This is a genomic window from Nocardioides sp. BGA-UO-ETr-FS32 (assembly GCF_059567905.1).
This window is the reverse complement of record NZ_JCAQOX010000015.1, coordinates 352,230-375,799: the sequence shown is the minus strand read 5'-3', so window position 1 is coordinate 375,799 and position 23,570 is coordinate 352,230. Positions and strand designations below refer to the sequence as shown.

General features: G+C 72.0%; 21 protein-coding genes. 3 read left to right on the top strand and 18 right to left on the bottom strand.

The features are described 5' to 3' along the window. Window position 1: 1 nt before the first annotated feature. The 11 genes from AC57BS_RS15310 to AC57BS_RS15260 form a co-directional block, all read right to left on the bottom strand. Window positions 2-2,377: a xanthine dehydrogenase molybdopterin binding subunit gene (locus AC57BS_RS15310; protein WP_496412291.1), complete on the bottom strand. Its 2,376-nt coding sequence runs from the start codon at window positions 2,375-2,377 to the stop codon at window positions 2-4. Further along, entirely contained in the window at window positions 2,374-3,771 is a 1,398-nt protein-coding gene (locus AC57BS_RS15305; RefSeq protein ID WP_496412290.1) for a xanthine dehydrogenase small subunit, read from the bottom strand. The genes AC57BS_RS15310 and AC57BS_RS15305 overlap by 4 nt, the downstream gene beginning before the upstream one ends. 154 nt (window positions 3,772-3,925) lie before the next feature. Then, window positions 3,926-4,771 carry a bifunctional allantoicase/(S)-ureidoglycine aminohydrolase gene (locus tag AC57BS_RS15300; RefSeq protein WP_496412289.1) on the bottom strand — a complete coding sequence of 282 codons (846 nt, stop codon included), beginning with the start codon at window positions 4,769-4,771 and terminating at the stop codon, window positions 3,926-3,928. Then, entirely contained in the window at window positions 4,768-6,099 is a 1,332-nt protein-coding gene (gene allB / locus AC57BS_RS15295; protein ID WP_496412288.1) for an allantoinase AllB, read from the bottom strand. The genes AC57BS_RS15300 and allB overlap by 4 nt, the downstream gene beginning before the upstream one ends. Beyond that, window positions 6,100-6,432, bottom strand: coding sequence for a hydroxyisourate hydrolase (uraH, locus tag AC57BS_RS15290; RefSeq protein ID WP_496412287.1), 333 nt, complete (start codon window positions 6,430-6,432; stop codon window positions 6,100-6,102). Next, entirely contained in the window at window positions 6,432-6,941 is a 510-nt protein-coding gene (gene uraD, locus AC57BS_RS15285) for a 2-oxo-4-hydroxy-4-carboxy-5-ureidoimidazoline decarboxylase (RefSeq protein WP_496412286.1), read from the bottom strand. Before uraD ends, uraH begins: the two co-directional genes overlap by 1 nt. Continuing rightward, on the bottom strand, window positions 6,938-7,795 hold the full coding sequence (gene pucL / locus AC57BS_RS15280) for a factor-independent urate hydroxylase (RefSeq protein WP_496412285.1): 858 nt from the start codon (window positions 7,793-7,795) through the stop codon (window positions 6,938-6,940). Before pucL ends, uraD begins: the two co-directional genes overlap by 4 nt. A 1-nt stretch (window position 7,796) precedes the next feature. Further along, window positions 7,797-9,074 carry a DUF6986 family protein gene (locus AC57BS_RS15275; protein ID WP_496412284.1) on the bottom strand — a complete coding sequence of 426 codons (1,278 nt, stop codon included), beginning with the start codon at window positions 9,072-9,074 and terminating at the stop codon, window positions 7,797-7,799. Window positions 9,075-9,095: 21 nt separating this feature from the next. Beyond that, on the bottom strand, window positions 9,096-9,410 hold the full coding sequence (locus AC57BS_RS15270) for a hypothetical protein (protein ID WP_496412283.1): 315 nt from the start codon (window positions 9,408-9,410) through the stop codon (window positions 9,096-9,098). Window positions 9,411-9,421: 11 nt separating this feature from the next. Further along, complete coding sequence (locus AC57BS_RS15265) at window positions 9,422-11,134, bottom strand: sodium:solute symporter family protein (protein WP_496412282.1); 1,713 nt, start codon at window positions 11,132-11,134, stop codon at window positions 9,422-9,424. A gap of 84 nt (window positions 11,135-11,218) precedes the next feature. Then, a complete protein-coding gene (locus tag AC57BS_RS15260; protein ID WP_496412281.1) occupies window positions 11,219-11,539 on the bottom strand; it encodes a VOC family protein in 321 nt (106 codons plus the stop codon). Between the two features lie 96 nt (window positions 11,540-11,635). Here AC57BS_RS15260 and AC57BS_RS15255 point away from each other — a divergent pair, with 96 nt between their 5' ends. Both AC57BS_RS15255 and AC57BS_RS15250 read left to right on the top strand, forming a co-directional pair. After that, a complete protein-coding gene (locus AC57BS_RS15255) occupies window positions 11,636-11,998 on the top strand; it encodes a hypothetical protein (RefSeq protein ID WP_496412280.1) in 363 nt (120 codons plus the stop codon). A 132-nt stretch (window positions 11,999-12,130) separates the two neighbouring features. Continuing rightward, a complete protein-coding gene (locus tag AC57BS_RS15250) occupies window positions 12,131-13,609 on the top strand; it encodes an HNH endonuclease signature motif containing protein (RefSeq protein ID WP_496412279.1) in 1,479 nt (492 codons plus the stop codon). A gap of 63 nt (window positions 13,610-13,672) precedes the next feature. On the opposite strand, the gene AC57BS_RS15245 is transcribed toward AC57BS_RS15250, so the two are convergent. Then, on the bottom strand, window positions 13,673-14,227 hold the full coding sequence (locus AC57BS_RS15245) for a GNAT family N-acetyltransferase (RefSeq protein ID WP_496412278.1): 555 nt from the start codon (window positions 14,225-14,227) through the stop codon (window positions 13,673-13,675). Window positions 14,228-14,270: 43 nt separating this feature from the next. Beyond that, window positions 14,271-14,600, bottom strand: coding sequence for a hypothetical protein (locus tag AC57BS_RS15240; RefSeq protein ID WP_496412277.1), 330 nt, complete (start codon window positions 14,598-14,600; stop codon window positions 14,271-14,273). A 27-nt stretch (window positions 14,601-14,627) separates the two neighbouring features. On the opposite strand from AC57BS_RS15240, the gene AC57BS_RS15235 reads away from it, so the two are divergent. Then, complete coding sequence (locus AC57BS_RS15235; RefSeq protein ID WP_496412276.1) at window positions 14,628-15,269, top strand: GrpB family protein; 642 nt, start codon at window positions 14,628-14,630, stop codon at window positions 15,267-15,269. Between the two features lie 7 nt (window positions 15,270-15,276). Here the strand turns inward: AC57BS_RS15235 and guaA are convergent, their stop codons facing one another. The 5 genes from guaA to AC57BS_RS15210 form a co-directional block, all read right to left on the bottom strand. Further along, window positions 15,277-16,854 (bottom strand): glutamine-hydrolyzing GMP synthase, encoded by a 1,578-nt coding sequence (gene guaA, locus AC57BS_RS15230; protein WP_496412275.1) that lies wholly within the window; start codon window positions 16,852-16,854, stop codon window positions 15,277-15,279. 334 nt (window positions 16,855-17,188) lie between these two features. Next, window positions 17,189-18,898, bottom strand: coding sequence for a GMC oxidoreductase (locus AC57BS_RS15225; RefSeq protein ID WP_496412752.1), 1,710 nt, complete (start codon window positions 18,896-18,898; stop codon window positions 17,189-17,191). An 11-nt stretch (window positions 18,899-18,909) separates the two neighbouring features. Further along, window positions 18,910-20,538: a succinic semialdehyde dehydrogenase gene (locus AC57BS_RS15220; protein WP_496412274.1), complete on the bottom strand. Its 1,629-nt coding sequence runs from the start codon at window positions 20,536-20,538 to the stop codon at window positions 18,910-18,912. A gap of 117 nt (window positions 20,539-20,655) precedes the next feature. Further along, on the bottom strand, window positions 20,656-22,368 hold the full coding sequence (locus AC57BS_RS15215; protein ID WP_496412273.1) for a glycerol-3-phosphate dehydrogenase/oxidase: 1,713 nt from the start codon (window positions 22,366-22,368) through the stop codon (window positions 20,656-20,658). 82 nt (window positions 22,369-22,450) lie between these two features. After that, window positions 22,451-23,560 (bottom strand): GuaB3 family IMP dehydrogenase-related protein, encoded by a 1,110-nt coding sequence (locus AC57BS_RS15210; RefSeq protein ID WP_496412272.1) that lies wholly within the window; start codon window positions 23,558-23,560, stop codon window positions 22,451-22,453. Window positions 23,561-23,570 lie beyond the last annotated feature (10 nt).

The following is a 23,570-nucleotide window of genomic DNA, read 5'->3' as shown; positions in this document are numbered from 1 at the left end:
GTCAGCGCTCCCCCGACCCGCGGACGGCCTGCTCGGACCTCGGGTGGAGGGCCGGCGCCGCAGGGTCGGGCCGGTCGGGGACGGCCCCGGGCAGGCCCTCGACGACGTGGTCATCGGCACCGCGCCGGGCGCGCTCGACCGCCCAGAAGACCGCCTCAGGCGTGGCCGGGGAGGCAAGCTCGACGCTGGTGCCCTCCGGCCCGAACGCCGCGGCCGCCTCGCGGAGCGCCTCGCGGACCGCGAACGCCAGCATCACCGGCGGCTCGCCCACGGCCTTGGAGCCGTAGACCACGCCGTCCTCGTGGGCCTGCTCGAGCAGCGCGACGTTGAGCTCGTCGGGCAGCTCGCCGATGCTGGGGAGCTTGTAGGTGCTAGCGGACTGCGTGGTCAGCCGGCCGCGGCCGGGACCCGACGACTCGTCCCACCGCAGGTCCTCCAGCGTCAGCCAGCCCACCCCCTGCACGAACCCGCCCTCCACCTGCCCGAGGTCGACGAGCGGGGAGAGGCTGTCGCCGACGTCGTGCACGATGTCGACCCGCCGGGTGCGGTAGGAGCCGGTGAAGCCGTCCACCTCGACCTCCGCCGCCGCGACGCCGTAGGCGAAGTACTTGAACGGGTGGCCCCGCATGACCGTGGAGTCCCAGTGGATGCCCTCGGTCCGGTAGAAGCCCGCCGCCCACAGCTGCACCCGGCTGAAGTAGGCCTCACGGACGAGGTCCTCCCACGGCAGGTCGCGCCCCGCGTCGACCGCCCGCAGGCGCGCGAGGATCTGCTCGCAGGCGTTCTTGACGGCGCCGCCGTTGAGGTCGGCGCTCGAGCTCGCCGCGGTCGCGGACGTGTTGGGCACCTTGTCGGTGCGGGTGGGCGCGACGCGGACCCTGCCGAGTGGTACGCCGAGGGTGGTGGCCGCGACCTGGAGCATCTTGGTGTGCAGGCCTTGGCCCATCTCGGTGCCGCCGTGGTTGATCAGCACCGAGCCGTCCTTGTAGACGTGCACCAGCGCCCCCGCCTGGTTGAACGCCGTGAAGTTGAACGAGATGCCGAACTTCACCGGGGTCACCGCCAGCGCGCGCTTGGTGTGCTCGTGCGCGGCGTTGAAGGCGGCGATCTCGCTGCGGCGCCGCGCGACCTCGCCCGTCGTCAGCACCTGCTCCCACGCGGCGCCGACGCGCTCGGGATGACGGACCACCTGGCCGTACGGCGTGGCCTGGCCCTCGACGTAGAAGTTGCGGCGGCGCAGCTCGATCGGGTCGATCCCGAGCAGCGGTGCGCAGCGGCCGAGCACGTCCTCGATCACGAGCATCCCCTGCGGCCCCCCGAAGCCGCGGAACGCGGTCTGCGAGGTCTTGTGGGTGTGCGCGACCCGGCCGTGGAGGCGCACGTGGGGGATCCAGTAGGCGTTGTCGACGTGGCACAGGGCCCGCGCGAGCACGGGCTCGCTGAGGTCGAGGCTCCAGCCGCCGTCGGAGGTCAGCGTCGCCTCGAGCGCGGTCAGCCGTCCGTCGACGTCGAAGCCGACCCGCCACTGGGCGTGGAAGCCGTGCCGCTTGCCGGTCATCGTCATGTCGTGGGTGCGGCTCAGCCGGAGCCGGACCGGCCTGCCGGTGAGGACCGCGCCGAGTGCGGCGACCGCCGCGAAGCCGTGCGGCTGCATCTCCTTGCCCCCGAAGCCGCCGCCCATCCGCAGGCACTGCACGGTGACATGGTGGCTGTCGAGGCCCAGCACGTGCGCCACGATCTCCTGCGTCTCGGTCGGGTGCTGCGTGCTGCTCTGCACGAACACCTGGCCGGCCTCGTCCACGAGCGCGAGCGAGGCGTGGGTCTCGAGGTAGAAGTGCTCCTGGCCGGCCATCTCGGTCACGCCGCTGAAGACGTGGGCCGCGCCTGCGAGGCCCTGCTCGACGTCGCCCCGGGCGACGACGGGGCGGCCGCCCTGGAAGCTCTCGGCCTCGATCGCCTCCGTCAGCGACACGATCGCGGGCAGCGGCTCGTAGTCGACCTCGACCGCCCCGGCACCGAGGCGCGCTGCCTCGAGGGTCTCGCCCAGCACCCAGCAGACCGCGTGCCCGACGAACATCACGATCTCGGGGAACAGTGGCTCGTCGTGCTTCACGCCCGCGTCGTTGGTGCCGGGCACGTCGTCGGCGGTCAGCACCCGTACGACGCCGTCGACCCCCAGCGCTGGCGAGGTGTCCAGGCGGGTGACCCGGGCATGCGGGTGCGGCGAGCAGACCGGGTGCGCGTGGAGGACGTGGGGCGTACGGTGCACCAGGTCGTCGGTGTAGAGCGCGTGCCCGGTGACGTGCGCGGCCGCGCTCTCGTGGGCCAGCGCGCGACCGACCACGGCGTCGGCGGGGCGGCGGGACAGGTCGCTCACTCCGACCCCTCCCCTGCCCACTCCTCGTCCCACCAGGCCTTGAGGGCGTTGCCCAGCATGGCCGAGCGGTAGGCCGCGCTGGCGCGCTGGTCGTCGATGGGCGTCCCCTCCCCTGCGAGGACGGCGGACGCCGCGTCGACCGTGCCGAGGTCCCAGGGCCGGCCCTCGAGGGCGGCCTCGGTGGCCAGCGCGCGCACCGGGGTCGCCGCGACGCCACCCAGGCCGATGCGGGCGCGGGCGACGGTGCCGTCGACCACGTCGAGCGCCACCGCGACGGCGACGCTCGAGATGTCGTCGAAGCGCCGCTTGGCGATCTTGCGGAAGGTCGCGTGCGCGGCGAGCGGGGTCGGGACCCGGACCGCGCGGACCAGCTCCGCGGGACGCAGGACGGTCTCGCGGTAGCCGGTGAAGAAGTCAGCCAGCGCCACCTCGCGGTCGCCGTCGGCGGAGGCGAGCACCAGCCGCGCGTCCAGCGCCAGCAGCGCCGGTGCGAGGTCGCCGATCGGGGACGCCGTGGCGAGGTTGCCGCCGATGGTGGCCCCGTTGCGGATCAGCCGCGAGGCGAACTGCGGCCACACCTGTGCGAGCAGCGGCACGTCGTCGCCGAGCGAGGCGTCGACCTCGCTGAGGGTGAGGGCGGCACCGATCTCGATCCCGTCCGCGCTCGTCGTGAGGCCGCGCAGCTCGGGGAGCCGGTCGACCGCGACGACGTACGCCGCGCGCCGGCCGCGGAGGTTGGCCTCCACGCCCCAGTCGGTGGAGCCAGCGACGACCGTCGCGTCGGGGTGCTCGGCGAGCAGGGCGAGGGCCTCGGCGAGGCCGGCCGGGCGCGCGAAGCCGTCCACCCGTGTCAGGGCCGGCCCCGGGGCGGGACGGTCCTGCCGCTCGGCCAGCGGGTCGCCCGACGCCGGGGAGGCCAGTGCGCAGGCCGCGTCGCGGATGGGGCGGTAGCCGGTGCAGCGACAGAGGTTGCCGCCGATCGCGTGGACGTCGAACCCGTCGGGGCCCGGTGCGCGGTCGGGGCGGTAGTACTCGGCGGCCATCGAGCACACGAAGCCCGGCGTGCAGTAGCCGCACTGGGAGCCGCCGGCCTCGGCCAGCCCGGCCTGCACGGGGTGGAGGTCGTCGGGGCCGCCGAGACCCTCGGCGGTGACCACCTCCTGGCCGTCGAGCGCGAGGGCAGGGACGAGGCAGGCGTTGACCGGCGCCCAGCGGCTCCCGTCCCCGTCGGGGCGGGCGACCAGCACGGCGCACGCGCCGCACTCCCCCTCGGCGCACCCCTCCTTGGCCCCGGTCAGCCCGAGGCCGCGCACGAAGTCGAGCGCGTTGGTGTGGGCGGGCACGCCGGCCAGCGGGCGCGGCTGCCCGTTGACGGTGATCTGTGGCTCGGCCACGGTCCTCCCCTCGGCCCGGGCAGGGGTGCCCGGCGCTCGCATGGTTGGGAGTCACGGGCCGCCGGTTGTCCATGCCGAACGACGACCTGCCAGGTTACATCCTACGTGACGCGGGCCACGTCGGCAGTGAGGACAGTCACCACCCAGCGCGGCGTCAGCCGCCGTACGGCCGCAGCCGCGGGTGTCGGTTGACGTCCTTGTAGAGCAGGTAGCGGAACCGGCCGGGCCCGCCGGCGTAGCAGGCCTGCGGACAGAAGGCGCGCAGCCACATGAAGTCCCCCTCCTGCACCTCCACCCAGTCCTGGTTGAGCAGGTAGACCGCCTTGCCCTCCAGGACGTAGAGGCCGTGCTCCATGACGTGCGTCTCCGGGAACGGGATCGCGCCGCCGGGCTCGAAGGTCACGATGTTGACGTGCATGTCGTGCCGCACGTCGAGCGGGTCGACGAAGCGCTGGGTGCCCCACGCGCCGCCGGTGTCGGGCATCGGCTCGATCGCCACGTCGTCCTCGTGCACCACGAAGGGCTCGGGGACCTCGACGCCGTCGACGCGCTCGTAGGCCTTGCGGATCCAGTGGAACGTCGCGGTCTCGCCCGAGGTGTTGCGCAGGGTCCAGGTCGTGCCGGGCGGGAGGAAGGCGTACGACCCGGGGCGCAGCGCGTGCCCCTCTCCCCCGTCCGCGCTCCCGATCCGCAGCTCGGCGGCCCCGTCGACGACGAAGAGCACGGACTCGGCGTCGGGGTCGTCGTCGGGCCGGTCCGACCCGCCGCCTGCCGCCACCTCGACGACGTACTGGCTGAACGTCTCAGCGAAGCCGGACAGCGGCCGCGCGATCACCCACAGCCGGGTGTCGTCCCAGTGCGGCAGCCGGCTGGCGGTGATGTCACTGAGGGTGCCGCGCGGGATCACGGCGTACGCCTCGGTGAAGACCGCCCGGCCGGACTGGCCGGTGGTCAGGTCGGTCTGCGCCGGCAGCCCGCCCCGCGGGACCCAGTAGCTCATGCACGTCTCCTCAGCAGCCGACCCCGTGGCCCGGCCGACAGGTCGAGCGGGCGCCCGCGCAGCCAGGTGGCCCGCACGGTGCCGGTGAGCGTACGCCCGGCGTACGCCGAGACGGGGTTCTTGTGGTGCAGCCGGGCCGGGTCGACGACCCACGGCTCGTCGGGCGCGAAGACGCAGAGGTCCGCGTCGGCGCCGACGGCGATCTCGCCCTTGCCGGCCAGTCCGACGCGGCGGGCCGGGGCCGTCACCATCCAGCGCACCACGTCGGCCAGCGGTACGCCCCGCTCGCGGGCACTCGTCCACACGACCGGCAGGCCGAGCTGCAGGGAGGCGATGCCGCCCCACGCGTCGGCGAAGTCGCCGGTCTCGGAGCGCTTGAGCTCGGCGGTGCACGGCGAGTGGTCGCTGACGACCATGTCGATGTCGCCGCTGCCGAGCGCGGCCCACAGCGCGTCGCGGTTGGCGGCGTCGCGGATCGGCGGGCAGCACTTGAGCTCGGTGGCGCCGTCGGGGATCGAGCCGGCCTCGAAGTGCAGGTAGTGCGGGCAGGTCTCGACCGACACGTCGACTCCCTCGGCGCGGGCCGCGCGCAGCGTGGGCACGGCACCCGAGGCACTGAGGTGGACCACGTGGGCGCGGGCGCCGGTGGCGCGGGCGGTGTCGACGACGAGCGCGATCGCCCGCTCCTCCGCCGCGTCGGGGCGGCTCTCGAGGAACCCGCGGTAGGCCGTGCCGTGGGCGCACTCGGCCACCTCGTCGGCGTCCTCGGCGTGCACGATCATCAGGGCGCCGAGGCGCGCGACCTCGGTCATCGCGTCCGCGAAGTCGGCCGACGGGAGGTGTGGGAACTCCTCGACGCCGGAGTCCAGCAGGAAGCACTTGAAGCCGAAGACGCCGGCCTCGTGCAGCCCGGCGAGGTCGTCGAGGTTGCCGGGGACCGCGCCACCCCAGAATCCGACGTCCACCCAGGCCTGGCCCTCGGCGACGCCGCGCTTCTCCTCCAGCGCCGCGACCGTCGTCGTGGGCGGGATGCTGTTGAGCGGCATGTCGACGATCGTGGTCACGCCCCCGGCCGCGGCGGCGCGCGTCGCGCTGGCGAACCCCTCCCACTCGGTGCGGCCCGGCTCGTTGACGTGGACGTGGGTGTCGACCAGGCCCGGGAGCAGCACCTCGTCGTCGGCCAGCTCCACGACCTCGGCCGCCTCGAGCTCGTCGTACGCCGTGACCGCGACGATGCGCCCGTCGCGGATGCCGACGTCGGCCGCGCGCTCCACGCCACCGACGACCGCGCGGCGGGCGCGGACGACGGTCTCCGGCTCGGGCGCCACTCAGCTCCCCCGGTAGGTCGAGTACCCGAAGGGGCTCAGCAGGAGCGGGACGTGGTGGTGCTCGCCGTCGGAAACGGTGAAGGCGACGACCACCTCGGGGTAGAACGTGACCTCGCCGCGGGCGGCGTACCAGCGCCCGGTGTCGAAGCGCAGCCGCAGGTCGCCCGCGGACAGGCCGTCGGCCAGCGCGCCGACCCGGCCGTCGGCGTCGGTGACCGCCTCGGCGAGGACGGTGCCGTCCGGGGCCTCCAGGGTGACGGCCACACCGGCGGCCGGCCGGCCGCCTGCGGTGTCGAGGACGTGGGTGCTCAACGAAGCCGTCGTGGCAGCCATCAGGACAGTGCCTCCCTCATGCGCAGGACCGCGATCTGGGTCAGCTGGTCGATGGTCGCGGCGCGCTCGACCTCGTCTGTGTTGTCGAGGCGCAGCCGCAGGTGCTCGAGGATCTCGGGCCCGGTGCGTCCGGCCGCGCGGACGATGAAGACCCGGCCGAAGCGCTCCTCGTAGGCCCGGTTGCCCTCCGCGAGCCGGCGGGCGAGCTCGGCGTCGGACGCGTCCACGCCCGACTGCTCGCGAGTCGAGTGGGCGGCGTCGTGCTTCGCCGCGTCGGCGCGCTCGCCGATGCGCGGGTGCCGCGCGAGGGCCTGCTCCAGGTCGTCGTCGTCGAGGGTCGCCGACGCCGCCCCCATGGCCGCCGCGAGCTCGCCGAGGTCGGCGTACGGTCGCCCGGCGAGCACCCGGTCGGCCCAGCCGGGTGCGTCGAGGCAGGTGAGCAGCTGCTCGCGGGCCTGCTGCTCGTCGGCCTCGTTGAAGGCGGCGAGCCCGGGTCGGGTCACGGTCATGTCTCCCCCTCGCGGACCACGGTCGCCTCGATGAGGCCGTACGGCCGGTCGGCGGCGAAGAACACCTCGCCCGGGTTGTCGAGGCCGAAGGGCTCGAGGTCGACCAGGAAGTGGTGCTTGTTGGGCGCCCTGAAGGAGATCAGGTCGATCTCGTCATGAGCCTCGAGCACCGCCTTGCCCATCAGGTAGAGGGTCTCCTGCAGGGCACGGCTGTAGGTCGTCGCGAACGTGGACAGCAGCAGCGCGCGCACCGAGGCGTACGAAGCGTTCCAGTCGATGTCGTCGAAGCGGGAGTATCGCCAGTCAGCCTGCAGCTCGGTCGCGAGGATGCGGTCGTCGGCGTCGGCGAGCGTCGTGTAGTCGTCGTGCAGGAAGTCCTTGAACTCCGAGCCGGTGGACTTCAGCACCACGAGCTCACGCAGGCCGGAGTCGACCGACGTGCGACCGGGGCTCACGTGGACCGACGTCGTCCTGACCTCGCCGCCTCGCCGCACGAAGGCGTGGTCGTGACCTGAGCCGTCGACGCGGATCCGGTCCCAGGCGTACTCCGACACCTTCACCATCGCCCCGTGGGCGGCGGGGGTCACCTCGAAGAGCCGTCGGCCGAGGACCAGCGCGTAGTCCTCGGGCGACTCCACGCCGTACTTCTTGGCGAACGCGAACGCCGTGTTCTTCTGCGTGTCGGTGGGCAGGACCTGCGACTGGTCGCCGTCGGTGTGGGCCGCGGCGAAGTCACCGTAGAGCGACGTCGAGACGTTGAGGTCGCGGATCTCGTGGCGCGGGGTGTCGCGCACGATGCGTACGACGCGTGACTCCGCCTTGCCGTAGCGGTTCGGTCCCAGCCTGATCCCCATCTCAGCCCTCTCCCTCGTCGGTGTCGGTGTCGCCGGTGCGGTGCGCCAGCCCGGCGAGCACGTGGACGTCGAGCAGCCCGGCGTCCCTGACCTCGTCCGGCGAGACGGCCCCGCAGTCGAGGCCGCGCAGCACGAAGTCGGCCAGCGCGCGGGCGGTCGCGGGCTCGTCGAGGATCGCGGAGTCCTGCTGCCCGAGGTAGGCGCGCAGCCGCGCCGCCGCCGCCGGGAAGCCGTCGCGGTAGAACGCGAAGGTGGCCGCGAACCGGGTCGGCAGCTGTGCCGGGTGCAGGTCCCACCCTTGGTAGTAGCCGCGCTCCAGCGACCGGCGGACCAGCCGCAGGTGGTTCTGCCAGGCGGCCGCGACCTGGTCGGGCTCGCCGATCGGCAGCACGTTGGTGGAGCCGTCGGAGAGACGTACGCCCGTGCCCGCGGCCGCGGCCTGCATCACCGCCTTGGCGTGGTCGGCGACCGGGTGCTCGAGGCTCTGGTGGGCGGCCGCGATGCCGCAGGACGCGGAGTAGTCGTAGGTGCCGTAGTGCAGGCCGGTGCAGCGGCCTTCGGCGGCGTGCACCATGCGTGCCACGAGCGCGGTGCCGTCGGGGCCGAGGATGGACTGCGGGGTCTCGACCTGGATCTCGAAGCGCAGTGCGCCCGCGTCGAGCCCGAGCGACGCCTCGAGCCGGCCGGCCGCGTGCACCAGCGCCTCGACCTGCTCCACCGCCGTCACCTTGGGCAGCGTCACGACGAACCCGTCGGGCAGCGGGCCGTCCGCGACGAGACGGGCGAGGAAGAGGGTCAGGGTGCGTACGCCGCGGCGTCGGGTCGGCGCCTCGAAGCCCTTGACCCGGATGCCGGTGAAGGAGGTCGCCGTACCGGCGTCGAGCGCGGAGCGCAGCTCGGCCGCGGCGCGCTCGGCGTCGCGGTCCTCCTCGTCGTCGGCGCGCGTGCCGTAGCCGTCCTCGAGGTCGATGCGCAGGTCCTCGACGGGCTCGCGGGCCAGCTTGTCGCGGACCCGGGAGAGGAGGTCCCGGTCGTCGTCGAGCACCGCGAGGAGCAGGTCCTCGTGGGCGTCGACGGCGGCCAGCGCGGCGGCCCCGTGCTCGGCCACGAGGCCGGCGTGGAAGCGGTCGGACGGGACGTACAGCGTGTGCACGGGTTGACGCCCGGGTCGCTCACCGGGGTAGTTCGCTGCGAGCGCCTCGTCGACCTCAGCGAGCCTCGCGTCGAGGTCGTCGGCGAGCTCGCCCACCAGGCGGTCGAGGTGCTCGCGACGTTGCATGCAGGGAATCTAGGGCATGGCTCAGTGCGTGGGCGGCCGCTTGCGCTGGGGCGCCGGGCGCGTCGGGTCGTCGTCGGGGGCGTCCACGTCGGGAGGTACGACGATCGGCCGGAGCTTCGCCCACGCGAAGAAGCCCAACCCCACCGCGAGCAGGGCCAGGCCGGTCCAGAGGTTGGCGTTCACCCCACCGGTCTTCTCCGGCTCGTGCTCGCCGAGGAGTCCGGCCAGCGCGAGGATCACGCCGTACAACGCCATCAGGGCGCCGATGATGTTGCGGATGTCGAAGAGGCCGGCCTTCTTGGGCTTGCCGTCGGTCTCGGACGCCGTCGTGGACATGCTGGCCCCTCTCAGAAGGCGAAGTTGAGGACGATGACCATCGCGAGCGCGATGCCGGCGAGCGGTGCAGTGCGCCGGTACCACGGGTACGACGCCTCGTTCGGGTCGGTGCGGTCCTCGCGGGGTGTCTCGGAGTAGACCAGGCCGCGGAGCTCCTCGGCAGGCTTGGGCTTGGTCACCAGCGACACCACGATGCTCAGCACGATGTCGACCACGAAGGCGACCGACGCCGCGAGGAACGCCACTCCCTGCCCGGACAGCTCGAACACGCCAGCCGCCGCGGTGCGGTCGACCGCGATCGCCGACAGCGTGCCTGCCACCAGACCCACCCAGCCGGCCGTCGGGGTCATCCGCTTCCAGAACATGCCGAGGATGAACGTCGCGAACAGCGGGGCGTTGAAGAACCCGAACAGCGTCTGGAGGTAGTTCATGACGTTGTCGTAGCCGAGCGCGATCTGGGCGGTGAAGATCGCGATGACCGTCGCTCCCACGGTGGCCAGCCGGCCGATCCGCAGGTAGTAGTCGTCGCTGTGGTCCTTGCGGATGTAGCGCTGCCACAGGTCGTAGGAGAAGACGGTGTTGAAGGCGGAGATGTTGGCGGCCATGCCGGCCATGAAGGCGGCGAGGAGGCCGGCGATCGCCAGGCCGAGGAGGCCGTTGGGCAGGACGTCGCGCATCAGCAGGAGCAGGGCGTCGTTGTAGGTCACGTCGCCGGACGCGCCGCCCGCGGGACTGCCGCCGTCCTTGAGCTCGATCATCTCCGCGACGAGGACGGCGGAGACCATGCCGGGCACGATCACGATGAAGGGCACGAACATCTTGGGGAAGGCGCCGATGATCGGCGTCTTCCTCGCGGCGGAGATGGAGTCGGAGGCCATCGCCCGCTGGACCTCGACGAAGTTGGTCGTCCAGTAGCCGAAGGACAGCACGAAGCCCAGGCCGAAGACGATGCCGATCACCGACAGGAGCGGCGAGTCGAAGCCGGAGAGCGCCTCGCCCGGCCAGGCGTTCAGCTGCTGCGCGGCCGGTGGTGCGTCGGACGCCGAGGACGCGTCCGCCGAGGCGGCGCTGATCTTCTCGGTCAGGCCGTCCCAGCCCCCCACGCGGTTCAGGCCGATGAGTGTCAGGGGGAGCAAGGAGGCGACGATGACGAAGAACTGCAGCACCTCGTTGTAGATCGCCGCACTCAGTCCGCCCAGCGTGATGTAGGACAGCACCACCGCCCCGGCGACGATCAGCGAGACCCAGATCGGCCAGCCCAGAAGGGCGCGCACGATGCCGGCGAGGAGGGCGAGGTTGACGCCGGCGATCAGCAGCTGGGCGACCGCGAAGCTGATGGCGTTGACCAGATGGGCTCCGGTGCCGAACCGTCGGAACATGAACTCCGGCACCGAGCGCACCTTGGAGCCGTAGTAGAACGGCATCATCACGACGCCGAGGAAGAGCATCGCCGGGACGGCACCGACCCAGAAGTAGTGGAAGGTCGGCAGGCCGAGCTGGGCGCCGTTGGCGGACATGCCCATGATCTCGACGGCACCGAGGTTGGCGGAGATGAACGCCAGACCGGTCACCCACGCCGGCAGCGAGCGGCCGGAGAGGAAGAAGTCGATCGAGTCCGAGACCGACCGCCGCGCCATCACCCCGATGCCGAGCACGAAGCCGAAGTAGATCGCGACCAGCAGGTAGTCCAGCCAGGTCGCGTTGATCAGGGTGTCGGAGCCCATGGTTGCCTCCCGAGGATCAGCTTCGTCGGACCACCCAGCAACCTAGACCCGATGCCATGGCCAGCGCGACCACCCTTCCGGAGGTCACTCGCCCGCGACGACCTCCACCTCGAAGCCCTCGGAGCTCTCCAGGTAGAGCGCGACGTGGTCCTCGCCGCCCGCGTGCGGGTAGCGACCGGCGTACAGCTCGTGCCAGCCGTGCTCCGTCGACTCCGACCGCATCCGGTCGAGCTCCTCGCGCGACTCCACGGTGGTGGCGAGGTGGTTGATCCCGGGCCGCAGGCGGTCGTGCGCGCCGTGCTGGTCGGGCGAACGCTCCATGAAGACGTAGGTGCCGTCGGGGTGCACCCAGGACAGCACCCCCTCCTCGCGCTGCCATCCGCACCGGGCCAGCAGCCACCCCACTCCCCCTCAGCTGTCGCGACGTCGTCGACCCACAGGTCGAGGTGGTGCAGGGCGCGCGGCATGGAGTCGACCCTAGACGTCTGGCAGGGTGGCGAGATGGAGACACGTAGCGTCTCGGCGGCGCTCGCGGCGGCACTCGTCGTCCTCGGGCTGGTGCTTGCCACCGGTCCGGCCCTCGCCGCGGGCTTCTCGATCTGTGGCGTCTCAGGGTGCACGGGCGGCGGCTACGGCCTTGCGACCGACCCAGGCCTCACTCGCATCCTGCTCCTCGTGACCGGCGTGGTGGCCGGGCTCCCGCTGACGGTCTACGCATTCGTACGCCGCAGCGTGCGGCTGGGTGCGTACGCCGCCATCCTCGCCGTCCTCGCGACCCTGATGACCGGGCTCGTGATCGGCTCCGACCTCCGCGGCTGTCCGCGCAACGTCTCCTACGAGACGTGCCTCGAGGAGTCAGGCTGACCGGGCCTCCTGACCCCCGTTCCTCGCTGGTCGAGGAGGGACGACGTCCCGTCACGAAAAGTCCGAGAAACCATGGCCAGCAACCGTCCGCAGGCATCGCCGCTGTCGGACCCGACGACTAAACTCGAGCACATGATCGACGGAATGGCAGCCGAGGCACGAGTGGTCGCAGACGACCTCTCAGCCTCGCAGGTGCTTGCCTCGATCCGTGAGCGCAAGGCCGCCGAGGAGCAGGCTGCAGCCGACCAGCTGGTCCTCGCGGCCCGGTGGGCGGACCTGCACCCGCCCGAGTCGATCCACGACGCCGCATCGTTCACCGTGCCGGGGTGTGAGCACGAGGAGCCCATCGCCGGGGAGGGTGCACCCCTGGTTGCGGAGTTCTGCGTCGCCGAGCTCGGCATCACCCTCGGCATCTCGACGACCGCGGCGAAGAAGCTCATCGGCCACGCCCTCGAGCTGCGGCACCGCCTCCCACGGCTGTGGGCACAGGTCCACGCCGGACACGTTCCTGCGTGGCGGGCGAGGGTTGTTGCGGACACGACCATCCACTCCTCGCCCGCACTCACTCGTGAGGCGGTGGGGTTCGTCGACTCCCAGGTCGCCGCCGTCGCCGGACGCATCGGCACCGCGCAGCTCGACCGGCTCGTGGCGGAGACGATCAAGCGCTACGACCTCGCCACCGCCGACCCCACCGCGGACCCCGAGGACGGCTACCTCGCCGTCGACCCCCGCCACGTCACCGTCAACAAGGACGACGTCCACTACGCCGGGACGATGCGCATCGAGGCCGAGGTCGACATCGCCGACGCCCTGGACCTCGACCGCGCCGTCGCCCACCACGCCGCTACGCAGAAGGCCCTCGGGTCCCAGCTGCCGCTCGACGCACGACGCGCCAAGGCACTGGGCGACCTCGCGCGTACGCAGACCGCACTCGACCTGGCCTTCCAGAACGGTGCAGCACCGGACGATGGTGTCGAGGCTCGCACCTCGACCACCAACACCAGCTCTGACGCCGACGCCGACGCCGACGCCGACGACCAGCCGAACCTCCCGCACGCTCGCGAGGTCGTCATCCACGCCCACTTCGACGTATCGGTGGTCGGCGAGCAGACGGTGTTCGGGCCCACCGGACGCATGGAGAACGGTCAGCGCCTCGCCCTGCTCGACCAGGTCCGCTCCTGGTGTACCGACACGCGCACGAAGGTCACGATCAAGCCGGTCATCGACCTCAACGCCCAGCTCACCGCGCAGGGCTACGAGATCCCCGCCCGGATCCGCGAGCAAGTGCACCTTCGGGATCGGACGTGTGTGTTCCCGTGGTGTACCCGCCCGGCACGCGGCTGCGACGTCGATCATGTCGTCGCGTACGACCACGACGCCGACGCCGAGGGCAGACCCCAGCCCGGTCCCACGCGGACCGACAACTTGGCCTGCCTGTGCCGGTTCCACCATCGTTTGAAGACCCACTCCGCCTGGCGATACGAGATGGTCGAGAACGGGGTGTTCGAGTGGACCTCACCCCACGGCCACCGCTACCGCCGCGACCGGACCGGCGCTACCGCGATCGACCCACCCGCCCCGCCCGGCGTCCCGCGACCCCGCCGACGATGACCCCGCCCCGCACCCCCTGACAGACGACAGCCAGGGGGCGCGAAGCACGTCCCGGCCCCGCCGCTACGCGACGCGGAGATCCGACGAGATCTTGCTGAAGACCACGAGGTCCACTCTTCCGGAGTGGACGATCCCGGCTGACCGCGCGACTCCCTCGCGGACGAACCCGGCCGACGCCGCTGCCTTCTGCGACGGCACGTTGCCGGTCGCACAGCGGATCACGACTCGCGCCATGTCCTGCTCGGTCAGAGCCCAGTCGGCGAGGACTCTCGACGCCTTGCCGGCAAGGCCGCGTCCTCGCGCCCAGGGCGCGACCCAGTAGCCGATCTCGGTCGTGCCCGCTCGCCAGTCGGTCTTCTTCAGGTCGATGACGCCGCACAACCGTCCAGAGACCTCGATCCGTCGCACCAGGCCTGCGCCGCTCGCGTGCATCCCGGGTGCCATCTGCTCGATGAAGGCGCGCGCCACGTCGGGGGTGTAGGGCACCGGGAGCGGTAGCCATTGCTGCGTGACCTCATCGCGGCAGCCCGACGTGACGTCCTCGACGTCACCGGGACCCAAGGGGCTGAGGCGGAAGCCGTCACCCTCCAGCACATGATCGGCGAACTGGTTGCCCATGCCCACAGGCTAGGGCGGCCTTCACGGGGCAGGGACACCCCCGTCAGAGCTGCAGCACCGCCGCGCACACGAGGTAGGTCTCCGCCACGACATCGGGCTCGTCCAGCCCAGCGGACTCCTGGGCCACAGCCGCAGACCTGGCTCGTACGGCCTCCCCGGGATCGGGCGTCGTCAGGTCGGAGGCGAGGTTGCGGACGACGACGGCCGCGTCCCCCTCGGTGAGCGCCTCGAGGGCGAGGCTGTTGTGCAGCATCTCCGCGGCCTCGGCCATCAGCTCGCGCGCGGTCTCCGCCTCGACCTCGGGCCGCACCGCAGCGGCACGGGAAGCGGCGGCCTCGAACTCGGCGAGCAGCAGGCCGTGCAGGTGGGTCATCTGCCGACCGTGGCAGCCTCGGGGCCGATGATCAAGCCGTGGTCTGATGGGCGCGTGCCGACGCCGGAGGAGATCACCCGCCACCACGACGACGGCGAGGTCGTCCACGTCGGGGCGCACCCGACGGGCTACGTCGTACGGATCGAGGAGCCCGACCCCACGTGGCCTCAGCGCTACGCCGAGCTGGAGCAGCAGATCTCGACCGCGCTCGGCGAGCGGCTCCTCGCCATCCAGCACGTGGGCTCGACCTCGGTGCCGGGCCTCCCGGCCAAGCCCATCATCGACATCGACGTCGCCGTGGCCGACCCCGTCGACGAGGCGTCGTACGTGCCCGCCCTCGAGTCGCTCGGACTGGTCCACTGGCTCACCGAGCCAGGCTGGCACCAGCACCGGCTTTTCAAGATGCTGACCGAACCACGGGTCCACCTGCACGTCTTCGGACCCGACTGTCCCGAGCTGGTCAGGCACCGGATGTTCCGCGACTGGCTGACCGAGCACGACGAGGACCGGGAGCTGTACGCCGAGGCGAAGCGCGCTGCGCTCGCCCACGTGGACGCACCCGGCGCCGACCACGGTGCGCTCGGTTTCGGGATGCGCTACAACTCCGTCAAGCAGCCCGTGGTGCGCGCGATCTACGAGCGGATGTTCCGCGCGGCCGGCCTGCTGTGAGCCCGGCTCACTCCCACTCGATCGTGCCCGGCGGCTTCGAGGTGATGTCGAGGGTGACCCGGTTGATCTCCTCGACCTCGTTGGTGATGCGGGTCGAGATGCGCTCCATCACCTCGTAGGGCAGCCGCGCCCAGTCGGCGGTCATCGCGTCCTCGGAGGTGACCGGGCGGATCACGACGGGGTGTCCGTAGGTGCGACCGTCGCCCTGGACGCCGACGGAGCGGACGTCGGCGAGCAGCACGACCGGCATCTGCCAGATGTCGCGGTCGAGGCCGGCGCGGGTGAGCTCCTGACGGGCGATCGCGTCGGCGCGGCGCAGGATGTCGAGCCGGTCGGCGGTGACCTCACCGATGATCCGGATGCCGAGGCCGGGACCGGGGAACGGCTGGCGCCACACCATCTCGGCGGGGAGGCCGAGCTGCTCGCCCACGAGGCGTACCTCGTCCTTGAACAGGGTGCGCAGCGGCTCGACGAGCGCGAACTCGAGGTCCTCGGGCAGGCCCCCGACGTTGTGGTGGGACTTGATGTTGGACGTGCCGGCGCCGCCGCCGGACTCCACGACGTCGGGGTAGAGCGTGCCCTGCACGAGGAAGCCGACCTTCTCGCCCTGCTCCGCAGCCTCGCCCAGGACCTGCACCTCGGCGGCCTCGAACGCACGGATGAACTCGCGGCCGATGATCTTGCGCTTCTCCTCCGGGTCGGTGACCCCGGCGAGCGCGGCGAGGAACGTCTCGCGGGCGTCGTAGACGTGGAGGTTCACACCGGTCGCGGCGACGAAGTCGCGCTCGACCTGCTCGGCCTCGCCCTCGCGCAGCAGCCCGTGGTCGACGAAGACGCAGTGCAGCCGTTCGCCGATGGCGCGCTGCACGATCGCCGCCGCGACCGCGGAGTCGACACCGCCCGACAGCCCGCAGATCGCGAGGCCGCGGTCGCCGATCTGATCGCGGACCCGCTCGATCTGCTCCTCGGCGATATTGAGCATCGTCCACGTCTGCCGGGCACCCGCGATGTGGTGCAGGAAGTGCTCGAGGACCTTCTGGCCGTGCTCGGAGTGCAGCACCTCGGGGTGCCACTGGACGCCCGCGAGGCCGCGGTCGACGTCCTCGAAGGCGGCGACCGGCGTGACGTCGGTGGACGCGAGGACGGTGAACCCCTCGGGCGCCTGGGCGACCGAGTCGCCGTGCGACATCCAGACCTTGTGCTCGCCCGGGATCCCGGCGAGCAGGGTGCCGGGCTCGGTGACGGAGACGGGCGTACGGCCGTACTCACGCGCGCCGGTGTGCGCGACCTCGCCGCCGAGGCCCTTCGCCATCAGCTGGAAGCCGTAGCACATGCCGAAGACCGGGACCCCGGCCGTGAAGACGGCCGTGTCGATGCCGGGCGCACCCTCGGCGTACACGCTGGACGGCCCGCCGGACAGGATGATCGCCTTCGGGTTGCGCGCGAGCATGTCGGCGACCGGCATCGTGTGCGGCACGATCTCGGAGTAGACTCGCGCCTCGCGCACGCGCCGCGCGATGAGCTGGGCGTACTGGGCCCCGAAGTCGACGACGAGGACCAGGTCGTGCTCTGCAGGCTGCGTCACGCCGCGGAGTCTATCGGCGCTCTCACGTCCGATGATCGGGGTGTGTCTCGATACGGCCGTCGGCCCCGCTTCGCGGCGCCGGGCCTACTCGACCCGATTTCCAACGCCCCCGCCGGCTGCGCCGTCGGCGGCTGGAAATCGCATCAGGGCCCGATCGGGGAGGGAGGGTGATCGGGCCCTGACGCTTGAGTCCCAGCCCTGCGAGCAGCGCCGAGACTCGGAGCCCGACCCTTGGGAGGGAGCATGACTGCCGGACCCCTTACTCCGCCCAACGACGCCTGCGGAGGGTGGTTACGGCGCTGGTCGATGAATCTTGGCCGATGAGTCCTGCGACTCAGCTGACGCCGACGATCGGCAGCCGCAGCGCACCGGGCGCGGCGTCCGGCACGACCGGGTTCTTGGGCTCGACGGGCGCCACCCGGCGGTAGGTCGAGCCCAGCGCCGGCCGCGGGTCGGCCTCGCCCTTGTTGGGCCAGAACGCCATCGCCCGCTCGGCCTGGGCGGTGATCGTCAGCGACGGGTTGACCCCGAGGTTGGCCGACACCGCCGAGCCGTCGACGACGTGCAGGCCGTCGTGGCCGTACATCCGCTGGTAGGGGTCGATGACGCCGGCCTCCGGGGAGTCGCCGATGGCGCAGCCCCCGATGAAGTGGGCCGTCAACGGCATCCCGAGCGGCTCCCCGACGGCGCCGTACGCCTGACGCGCGCCCATGATCCGCGCGAGGCGTCGTACGGCGTCGTAGGCGGCGGCGATGTAGGTCGGGTTGGGTGCTCCGTGGCCCTGCACCGACGACATGTAGCCGACGCCGCCACGCGTGCGCCACACCGTGCTGATCGAGTTGTCCAGGGTCTGCATCACCAGGGCGACCACGGTCCGTCGCGACCAGGTGTTCAGCGAGTAGAGGTCGCGCAGGCCGTTGCGCTGGCGCCACAGCTCCTTGCCCCAGGTGCGCCACCGCTTCTCGCCCGTCACCTCGTCGACCAGCACCGTCGCCATCAGCGGCATCACGTTGCGGCCGGGGCCGTAGCGGACGGGCTCGACGTGGGTGTGCTCGTCGGGGTGGAAGCTGGAGGTGATCGCCACCCCCTCCGACCAGTCGATCGAGTCGTCGTTGGCCGTCGCCCAGAGGATGGCCTCGGAGTTCGTGCGGGTGAGGACACCCAGCCGGTCGGAGATCCGTGGCAGCGACCCCTCGGCCTTGAGCCGGTGCAGCAGTCGCTGCGTGCCGATCGCGGCGGCGGAGAACACGACCTGGTCGGCCGTGAACGTCTTCGTCGCCGTACGTCGCGACAGCTTGGCCTTGGTCCAGCGGGCCGTGACCTCGTAGCCGCCGCCGTCGCGGGGCCGGACGTCGGTGACCGTGGTCAGCGGGTGGACGACGGCGCCCGCCTGCTCGGCGAGGTGGAGGTAGTTCTTGACGAGGGTGTTCTTGGCGTTGTGGCGGCACCCGGTCATGCACGAGCCGCAGTTGATGCAGGTGGTGCGATCGGGGCCGGCGCCGCCGAAGAACGGGTCGGCCACCCGCTCGCCCTCGGGCTGGCCGGGCTCGCCGAAGAAGACCCCGACGGGCGTGGGGTGGAAGGTGTCGCCCACGCCCATCTCGTCCGCGACCTTCTTCATGGCCACGTCGGCAGGCGTCGTCCTGGCGTACTCGACCACGCCGAGCATCCGCTTGGCCTGGTCGTAGTAGGGAGCCAGCTCGGACTTCCAGTCCGTGATGTGCGCCCACTGCGGATCCCGGTAGAACGGGTCGAGCGGCTCGTAGAGCGTGTTGGCGTAGTTGAGCGAACCGCCGCCCACACCCGCTCCGGCCAGGATGAGGCAGTCGCGGACGATGTCGATCCGCTGGATGCCGTAGAGCCCCACCTCGGGACGGAACAGGAACTTCTTCACGTCCCCGCCGTTCTCCGGCAGCTCGTCGTCCTCGAAGCGCGCGCCGGCCTCCAGCACGCCGACGGTGTAGCCCTTCTCGGTGAGCCGCAGCGCGGTGACCGACCCGCCGAAGCCGGACCCGATGACCAGGACGTCGTAGTGCGCGCTCACGTTGTCGCTGCTCACGCTCGGCCCAGCTTGTTAAGCAGGCGCAGGGCGGTGGTCATCACCTTGGCGTTGGTCTCCTCCGACATCCCGAACATCGGCGCGATCGGCATCAGCCGCTGCGTCGCGACGGACTGGGACTCGGTGTAGCGCAGGATGCCCTCGGCGCCCTGGCGGCGGCCCATGCCCGACTCGCGCATGCCGCCCATCGGCGCACCGAGCGACCCGAACGTCGCGCCGTAGGCCTCGTTGACGTTGACGGTGCCGCACTTGATGCGGCGCGCGATCGTACGGCCGCGGGCGGCGTCGCGCGTCCAGACCGAGGCGTTGAGGCCGTACTGCCCGTCGTTGGCGCGGTCGACCGCCTCGTCCTCGCTGTGGAAGCGGTAGATCGAGACCACCGGGCCGAAGGTCTCCTTGCCGAAGCACTCCATGTCGGCCGACACCCCCTCGAGGATCGTCGGCTCGAACACGTACGGCCCGAGGTCGGGCCGGTGCCGGCCGCCGGTGAGCACGTGCGCGCCCTTGGCGACGGCGTCCTCCACGTGGGCGGTGACGGTGTCGAGCTGCGCCTGCGAGATCAGCGAACCCATGTCGACCGACCACTCGTGGCTGGCGCCGAGGGTCATCGCCTGCGTGCGCGAGACGAACGCGTCGACGAACCGGTCGTAGACCTGGTCGGCGACGAAGAGCCGCTCCATCGACACGCACAGCTGCCCGGCGTTGGAGAACACCGCGCGGGTGGCGCCCTCGGCCGCGCGCTGCACGTCGGCGTCGCGGAGGACGAGCATCGGGTTCTTGCCGCCGAGCTCGAGCGAGCAGCCGATGAGCCGGTCGGCACAGCCCTGCGCGATCTTGCGGCCGGTGGCGGTCGAGCCGGTGAAGCAGACGTAGTCGGCGTGCGCGACGATCGCGCCGCCCACCTCGGGTCCGGGGCCGGCGACGACCTGCCACAGCTCCGGCGGGAAGCCGGCCTCGTCGAGCAGCTGCGCGGCCAGCAGGGCGGTCAGCATCGTCTGCGCGTCGGGCTTGGCGACGACGGCGTTGCCGGCGAGCAGGGCCGGCATGCCGTCGCACAACGCCATGCTGAGCGGGTAGTTCCAGGGCGAGATGATGCCGACGACGCCCTTGGGGACCCGGTTGACCTCGGCGCGGGTCAGCACCGGGAACATGCCGCCGACGCGCACGCTGTCGAGGTGCTCGTGGGCGGTGCGGGCGTAGTAGCGCGCGGTCAGCGCGAGGTGCGCGACCTCGAGGTAGGCGTCCTTGCGGGCCTTGCCGGACTCCCACACGACGAGGTCGATCAGCTCGTCCTGGCGGTCGAGGAGCAGGTCGTGCAGCCGCAGCAGCGCGGCGGCGCGGTCGTCGATCGAGGTCGCCGCCCACGCCGACTGGGCACGGCGCGCCCGCGCGAACGCCTCGGCCACGTCGGCCGGGCTCGACTGCGGGACGTGCGCGAGGGGGGTCCGCCCGATGGGCGAGGCCACGGCGGCCGTCTCGCCGGTGGTGCTGACGACGCGGCGCGTGAGGCTCGCGACGTACGCCCGGTCGAGGCCGTAGGCAGCCGTGCTGTCGTGCTCGGGGTCGGCGGGGCCGTCGCCGATCGAGCCGCCGGAGGACGCGCCGGTGTGGCTGTGCTCACTCATCCGTGCAGCGTAGGTCGCCCTCGCTCCCGGTTGCTACTGGTTGGTCACTTCATCCCAGCATTTGACACTTCGAGCACATTTGTCCAATGCCCGGCGCGGCCGGTCCGGTCGTGCGGCTCAGACGATCTCGGGCGCCTTCACGCGCGCCTCGTCGGCCTCCTGGTCGGTCGGCATGAGCTGGCTCTGCCGCTCGGCCTCGACGCGGCGCAGGTAGTGGTCGACCTCGTCCGCGACCTGTGCCTCGTCCCACCCCAGCGCCTCGGCCATCAGCTCGGCGGCCGGGCGGGCCGCGGAGATCCCGCGGTCGAAGGTCTCGATCGACACACGCGTACGCCGGGCCAGCACGTCGTCGAGGTGGCGCGCGCCCTCGTGGGTCGCGGCGTAGAGGACCTCGGCGCGCAGGTAGTGCTCCGCCCCGGGGAGCGGCTCGCCCATCTCGGGGCGCTCGTGGATGAGCTCGAGCAGCTCGTCGATGAGCCCGCCGTAGCGGCCGAGCAGGTGGTCGATCACGCGGACGTCGAGGCCCGACGACCTGCTCAGCGCCACGCGCTGGTTGGTGCGCGCTTCGTGGCCCCACGCGCCCATCAGCGGCACCCGGTCGGTGATCGAGGCGGGCGTGGCGTCGAAGTCGCGGATGGCGTGGTCGACGGCGTCCCTGGCCATGATGCGGTAGGTCGTCAGCTTGCCGCCGGCGACCAGGACGAGGCCGGGCACGGGGTTGGTGACGGTGTGCTCGCGGGAGAGCTTCGTCGTCTCCCCCATCTCGCCCTCCTTGCGCATCGGCTTGAGCAGCGGGCGCAGCCCGGCCCACACGCCGATGACGTCGCGGTGGTCGAGCGGGTCCTTGAGGAGCCGGTTGACGTGCCCGAGGAGGTAGTCGATGTCGGTCTTGCTCGCGGCCGGGTGCGCGAGGTCGTAGTCCCAGGCGGTGTCGGTCGTCCCGATGATCCAGAACTGGCCCCACGGGATCACGAAGAGCACCGACTTCTCGGTCTTGGTGATGAACCCGCACTCGGAGCGGATCCGGTCCCTGGGCACGACGAGGTGGATGCCTTTGCTCGCGTCGACGTCGAGCTGCGCCTGCCCGCCGATCAGCTTCTGCACCTCGTCGGTCCACACCCCGGCGGCGTTGATGACGACCCGCGCGCGGATCTCGAGGTCGCGCTGGCCCTCGAGGTCACGGGCGCGTACACCGACGACCCGCTCCCCCTCTCGCAGGAACCCGATCACCTTGGTGCGGGTCGCGACGTGCGCGCCGTTGTTGGCGGCGGTGCGGGCGATGGTCATCACCAGCCGGGCGTCGTCGACCTGGCAGTCGTAGTAGCGGATCGCGCCGTGCAGCGTGTCCGTCCGGATGTCGGGCGCCATCCGGGCGAGCTGCTTGCGGAAGACGTGCTTGTGCTTGGGCACGCCCATGTCGTACTTGCCGGTCATCGCCATGCCGTCGTAGAGCGCGACGCCGGCGCCGACGTAGGGCCGCTGCCACGCGTGCTCGAGCGGGTAGAGGAACGGCACCGGGCGTACGAGGTGGGGCGCGAGCCGGGTGAGGAGCAGCCCCCGCTCCTCGAGGGCCTCCTTGACCAGCGCGAAGTCGAGCATCTCGAGGTAGCGCAGGCCGCCGTGCACCAGCTTGGACGAGCGCGAGGACGTGCCGGACGCGAGGTCGCGCTGCTCTACCAGGCCCACCTTCAGCCCGCGGGTCACCGCGTCGAGCGCGGCGCCCACCCCCACGATGCCGCCGCCGACGACCAGGACGTCGAGCTCGCCCGACCCGAGCTGGTGGAGCGCGTCGGCGCGCTGGTCGGCATCGAGGGCCTTGGCGAGGGTCATGCCCCGATTGTCGCAGGCCGACCGAAGCAGGAACGCGGAGCCGCAAGGGCACCCCGTGACCTTGTGACTCCACTCTCTCCGCTCAGTGCTGGACGACGACCTCGATGCGCTGGAACTCCTTGACCTCGGTGTAGCCCGTGGTCGCCATCGCGCGGCGCAGGGCGCCGACGAGGTTCATGGTGCCGTCGGCCGTGCGGGACGGGCCGAACATGATCTCCTCCAGCGTCCCGACCGGGGCGAACTCGACGCGCTGCCCGCGCGGCAGCTCGGCGTGGGTGGCCTCGCTGCCCCAGTGGAAGCCGCGGCCGGGGGCCTCGGTGGCGCGGGCGAGCGGCGAGCCGATCATGACGGCGTCGGCTCCGCAGGCGATGGCCTTGGCGATGTCGCCGGAGCTGCCGATGGAGCCGTCGGCGATGACGTGGACGTAGCGGCCACCGGACTCGTCGAGGTAGTCGCGGCGGGCGGCGGCGACGTCGGCCACCGCGCTCGCCATCGGCACGGCCACGCCGAGGACCGTGCGGGTCGTGTGCGCGGCCCCGCCCCCGAAGCCGACGAGGACGCCGGCCGCGCCGGTGCGCATCAGGTGGAGGGCGGCCTGGTAGGTCGCGCAGCCGCCGACGATGACGGGGACGTCGAGCTCGTAGATGAACTCCTTGAGGTTGAGCGGCTCGGACTGGCTGCTGACGTGCTCGGCGGAGACGGTCGTGCCGCGGATGACGAACATGTCCACGCCGGCGTCGACGACGGCCTTGACGTGCTCCTTGGTGCGCTGCGGCGACAGCGAGCCGGCGACGGTGACCCCCGCTGCCCGCATCTCCTTCAGGCGCGCGGTGATCAGCTCGGGCTTGATCGGCTCGGCGTAGATCTCCTGCATGCGGCGGGTCGCCTCGGCGCCCTGGAGCCCGGCGACCTCCTCGAGCAGCCCGGTCGGGTCGTCGTACCGGGTCCACAGGCCCTCGAGGTCGAGCACCCCGAGGCCGCCCATCTGGCCCAGCGCGATCGCGGTCGACGGCGACATGACCGAGTCCATCGGAGCGGCCAGCACGGGGATGTCGAAGCGGTAGGCGTCGATCTGCCAGGCCGTGCTGACCTCCTCGGGGTCGCGGGTGCGCCGCGAGGGCACGATCGCGATGTCGTCGAAGGAGTAGGCGCGGCGACCGCGCTTGGCACGGCCGATCTCGATCTCGGTCACGGGCTGCAGC

What these genes read in the sequence shown, in the direction of transcription:
- AC57BS_RS15300 (WP_496412289.1), bottom strand. Translation starts at nt 4,771, where the DNA reads ATGAGCTACTGGGTCCCGCGGGGCGGGCTGCCGGCGCAGACCGACCTG.
- uraH (WP_496412287.1), bottom strand. Translation starts at nt 6,432, where the DNA reads ATGGCTGCCACGACGGCTTCGTTGAGCACCCACGTCCTCGACACCGCA.
- uraD (WP_496412286.1), bottom strand. Translation starts at nt 6,941, where the DNA reads ATGACCGTGACCCGACCCGGGCTCGCCGCCTTCAACGAGGCCGACGAG.
- pucL (WP_496412285.1), bottom strand. Translation starts at nt 7,795, where the DNA reads ATGGGGATCAGGCTGGGACCGAACCGCTACGGCAAGGCGGAGTCACGC.
- AC57BS_RS15275 (WP_496412284.1), bottom strand. Translation starts at nt 9,074, where the DNA reads ATGCAACGTCGCGAGCACCTCGACCGCCTGGTGGGCGAGCTCGCCGAC.
- AC57BS_RS15270 (WP_496412283.1), bottom strand. Translation starts at nt 9,410, where the DNA reads ATGTCCACGACGGCGTCCGAGACCGACGGCAAGCCCAAGAAGGCCGGC.
- AC57BS_RS15265 (WP_496412282.1), bottom strand. Translation starts at nt 11,134, where the DNA reads ATGGGCTCCGACACCCTGATCAACGCGACCTGGCTGGACTACCTGCTG.
- AC57BS_RS15255 (WP_496412280.1), top strand. Translation starts at nt 11,636, where the DNA reads ATGGAGACACGTAGCGTCTCGGCGGCGCTCGCGGCGGCACTCGTCGTC.
- AC57BS_RS15250 (WP_496412279.1), top strand. Translation starts at nt 12,131, where the DNA reads ATGATCGACGGAATGGCAGCCGAGGCACGAGTGGTCGCAGACGACCTC.
- AC57BS_RS15245 (WP_496412278.1), bottom strand. Translation starts at nt 14,227, where the DNA reads ATGGGCAACCAGTTCGCCGATCATGTGCTGGAGGGTGACGGCTTCCGC.
- AC57BS_RS15240 (WP_496412277.1), bottom strand. Translation starts at nt 14,600, where the DNA reads ATGACCCACCTGCACGGCCTGCTGCTCGCCGAGTTCGAGGCCGCCGCT.
- AC57BS_RS15235 (WP_496412276.1), top strand. Translation starts at nt 14,628, where the DNA reads ATGATCAAGCCGTGGTCTGATGGGCGCGTGCCGACGCCGGAGGAGATC.
- AC57BS_RS15220 (WP_496412274.1), bottom strand. Translation starts at nt 20,538, where the DNA reads ATGAGTGAGCACAGCCACACCGGCGCGTCCTCCGGCGGCTCGATCGGC.
- AC57BS_RS15215 (WP_496412273.1), bottom strand. Translation starts at nt 22,368, where the DNA reads ATGACCCTCGCCAAGGCCCTCGATGCCGACCAGCGCGCCGACGCGCTC.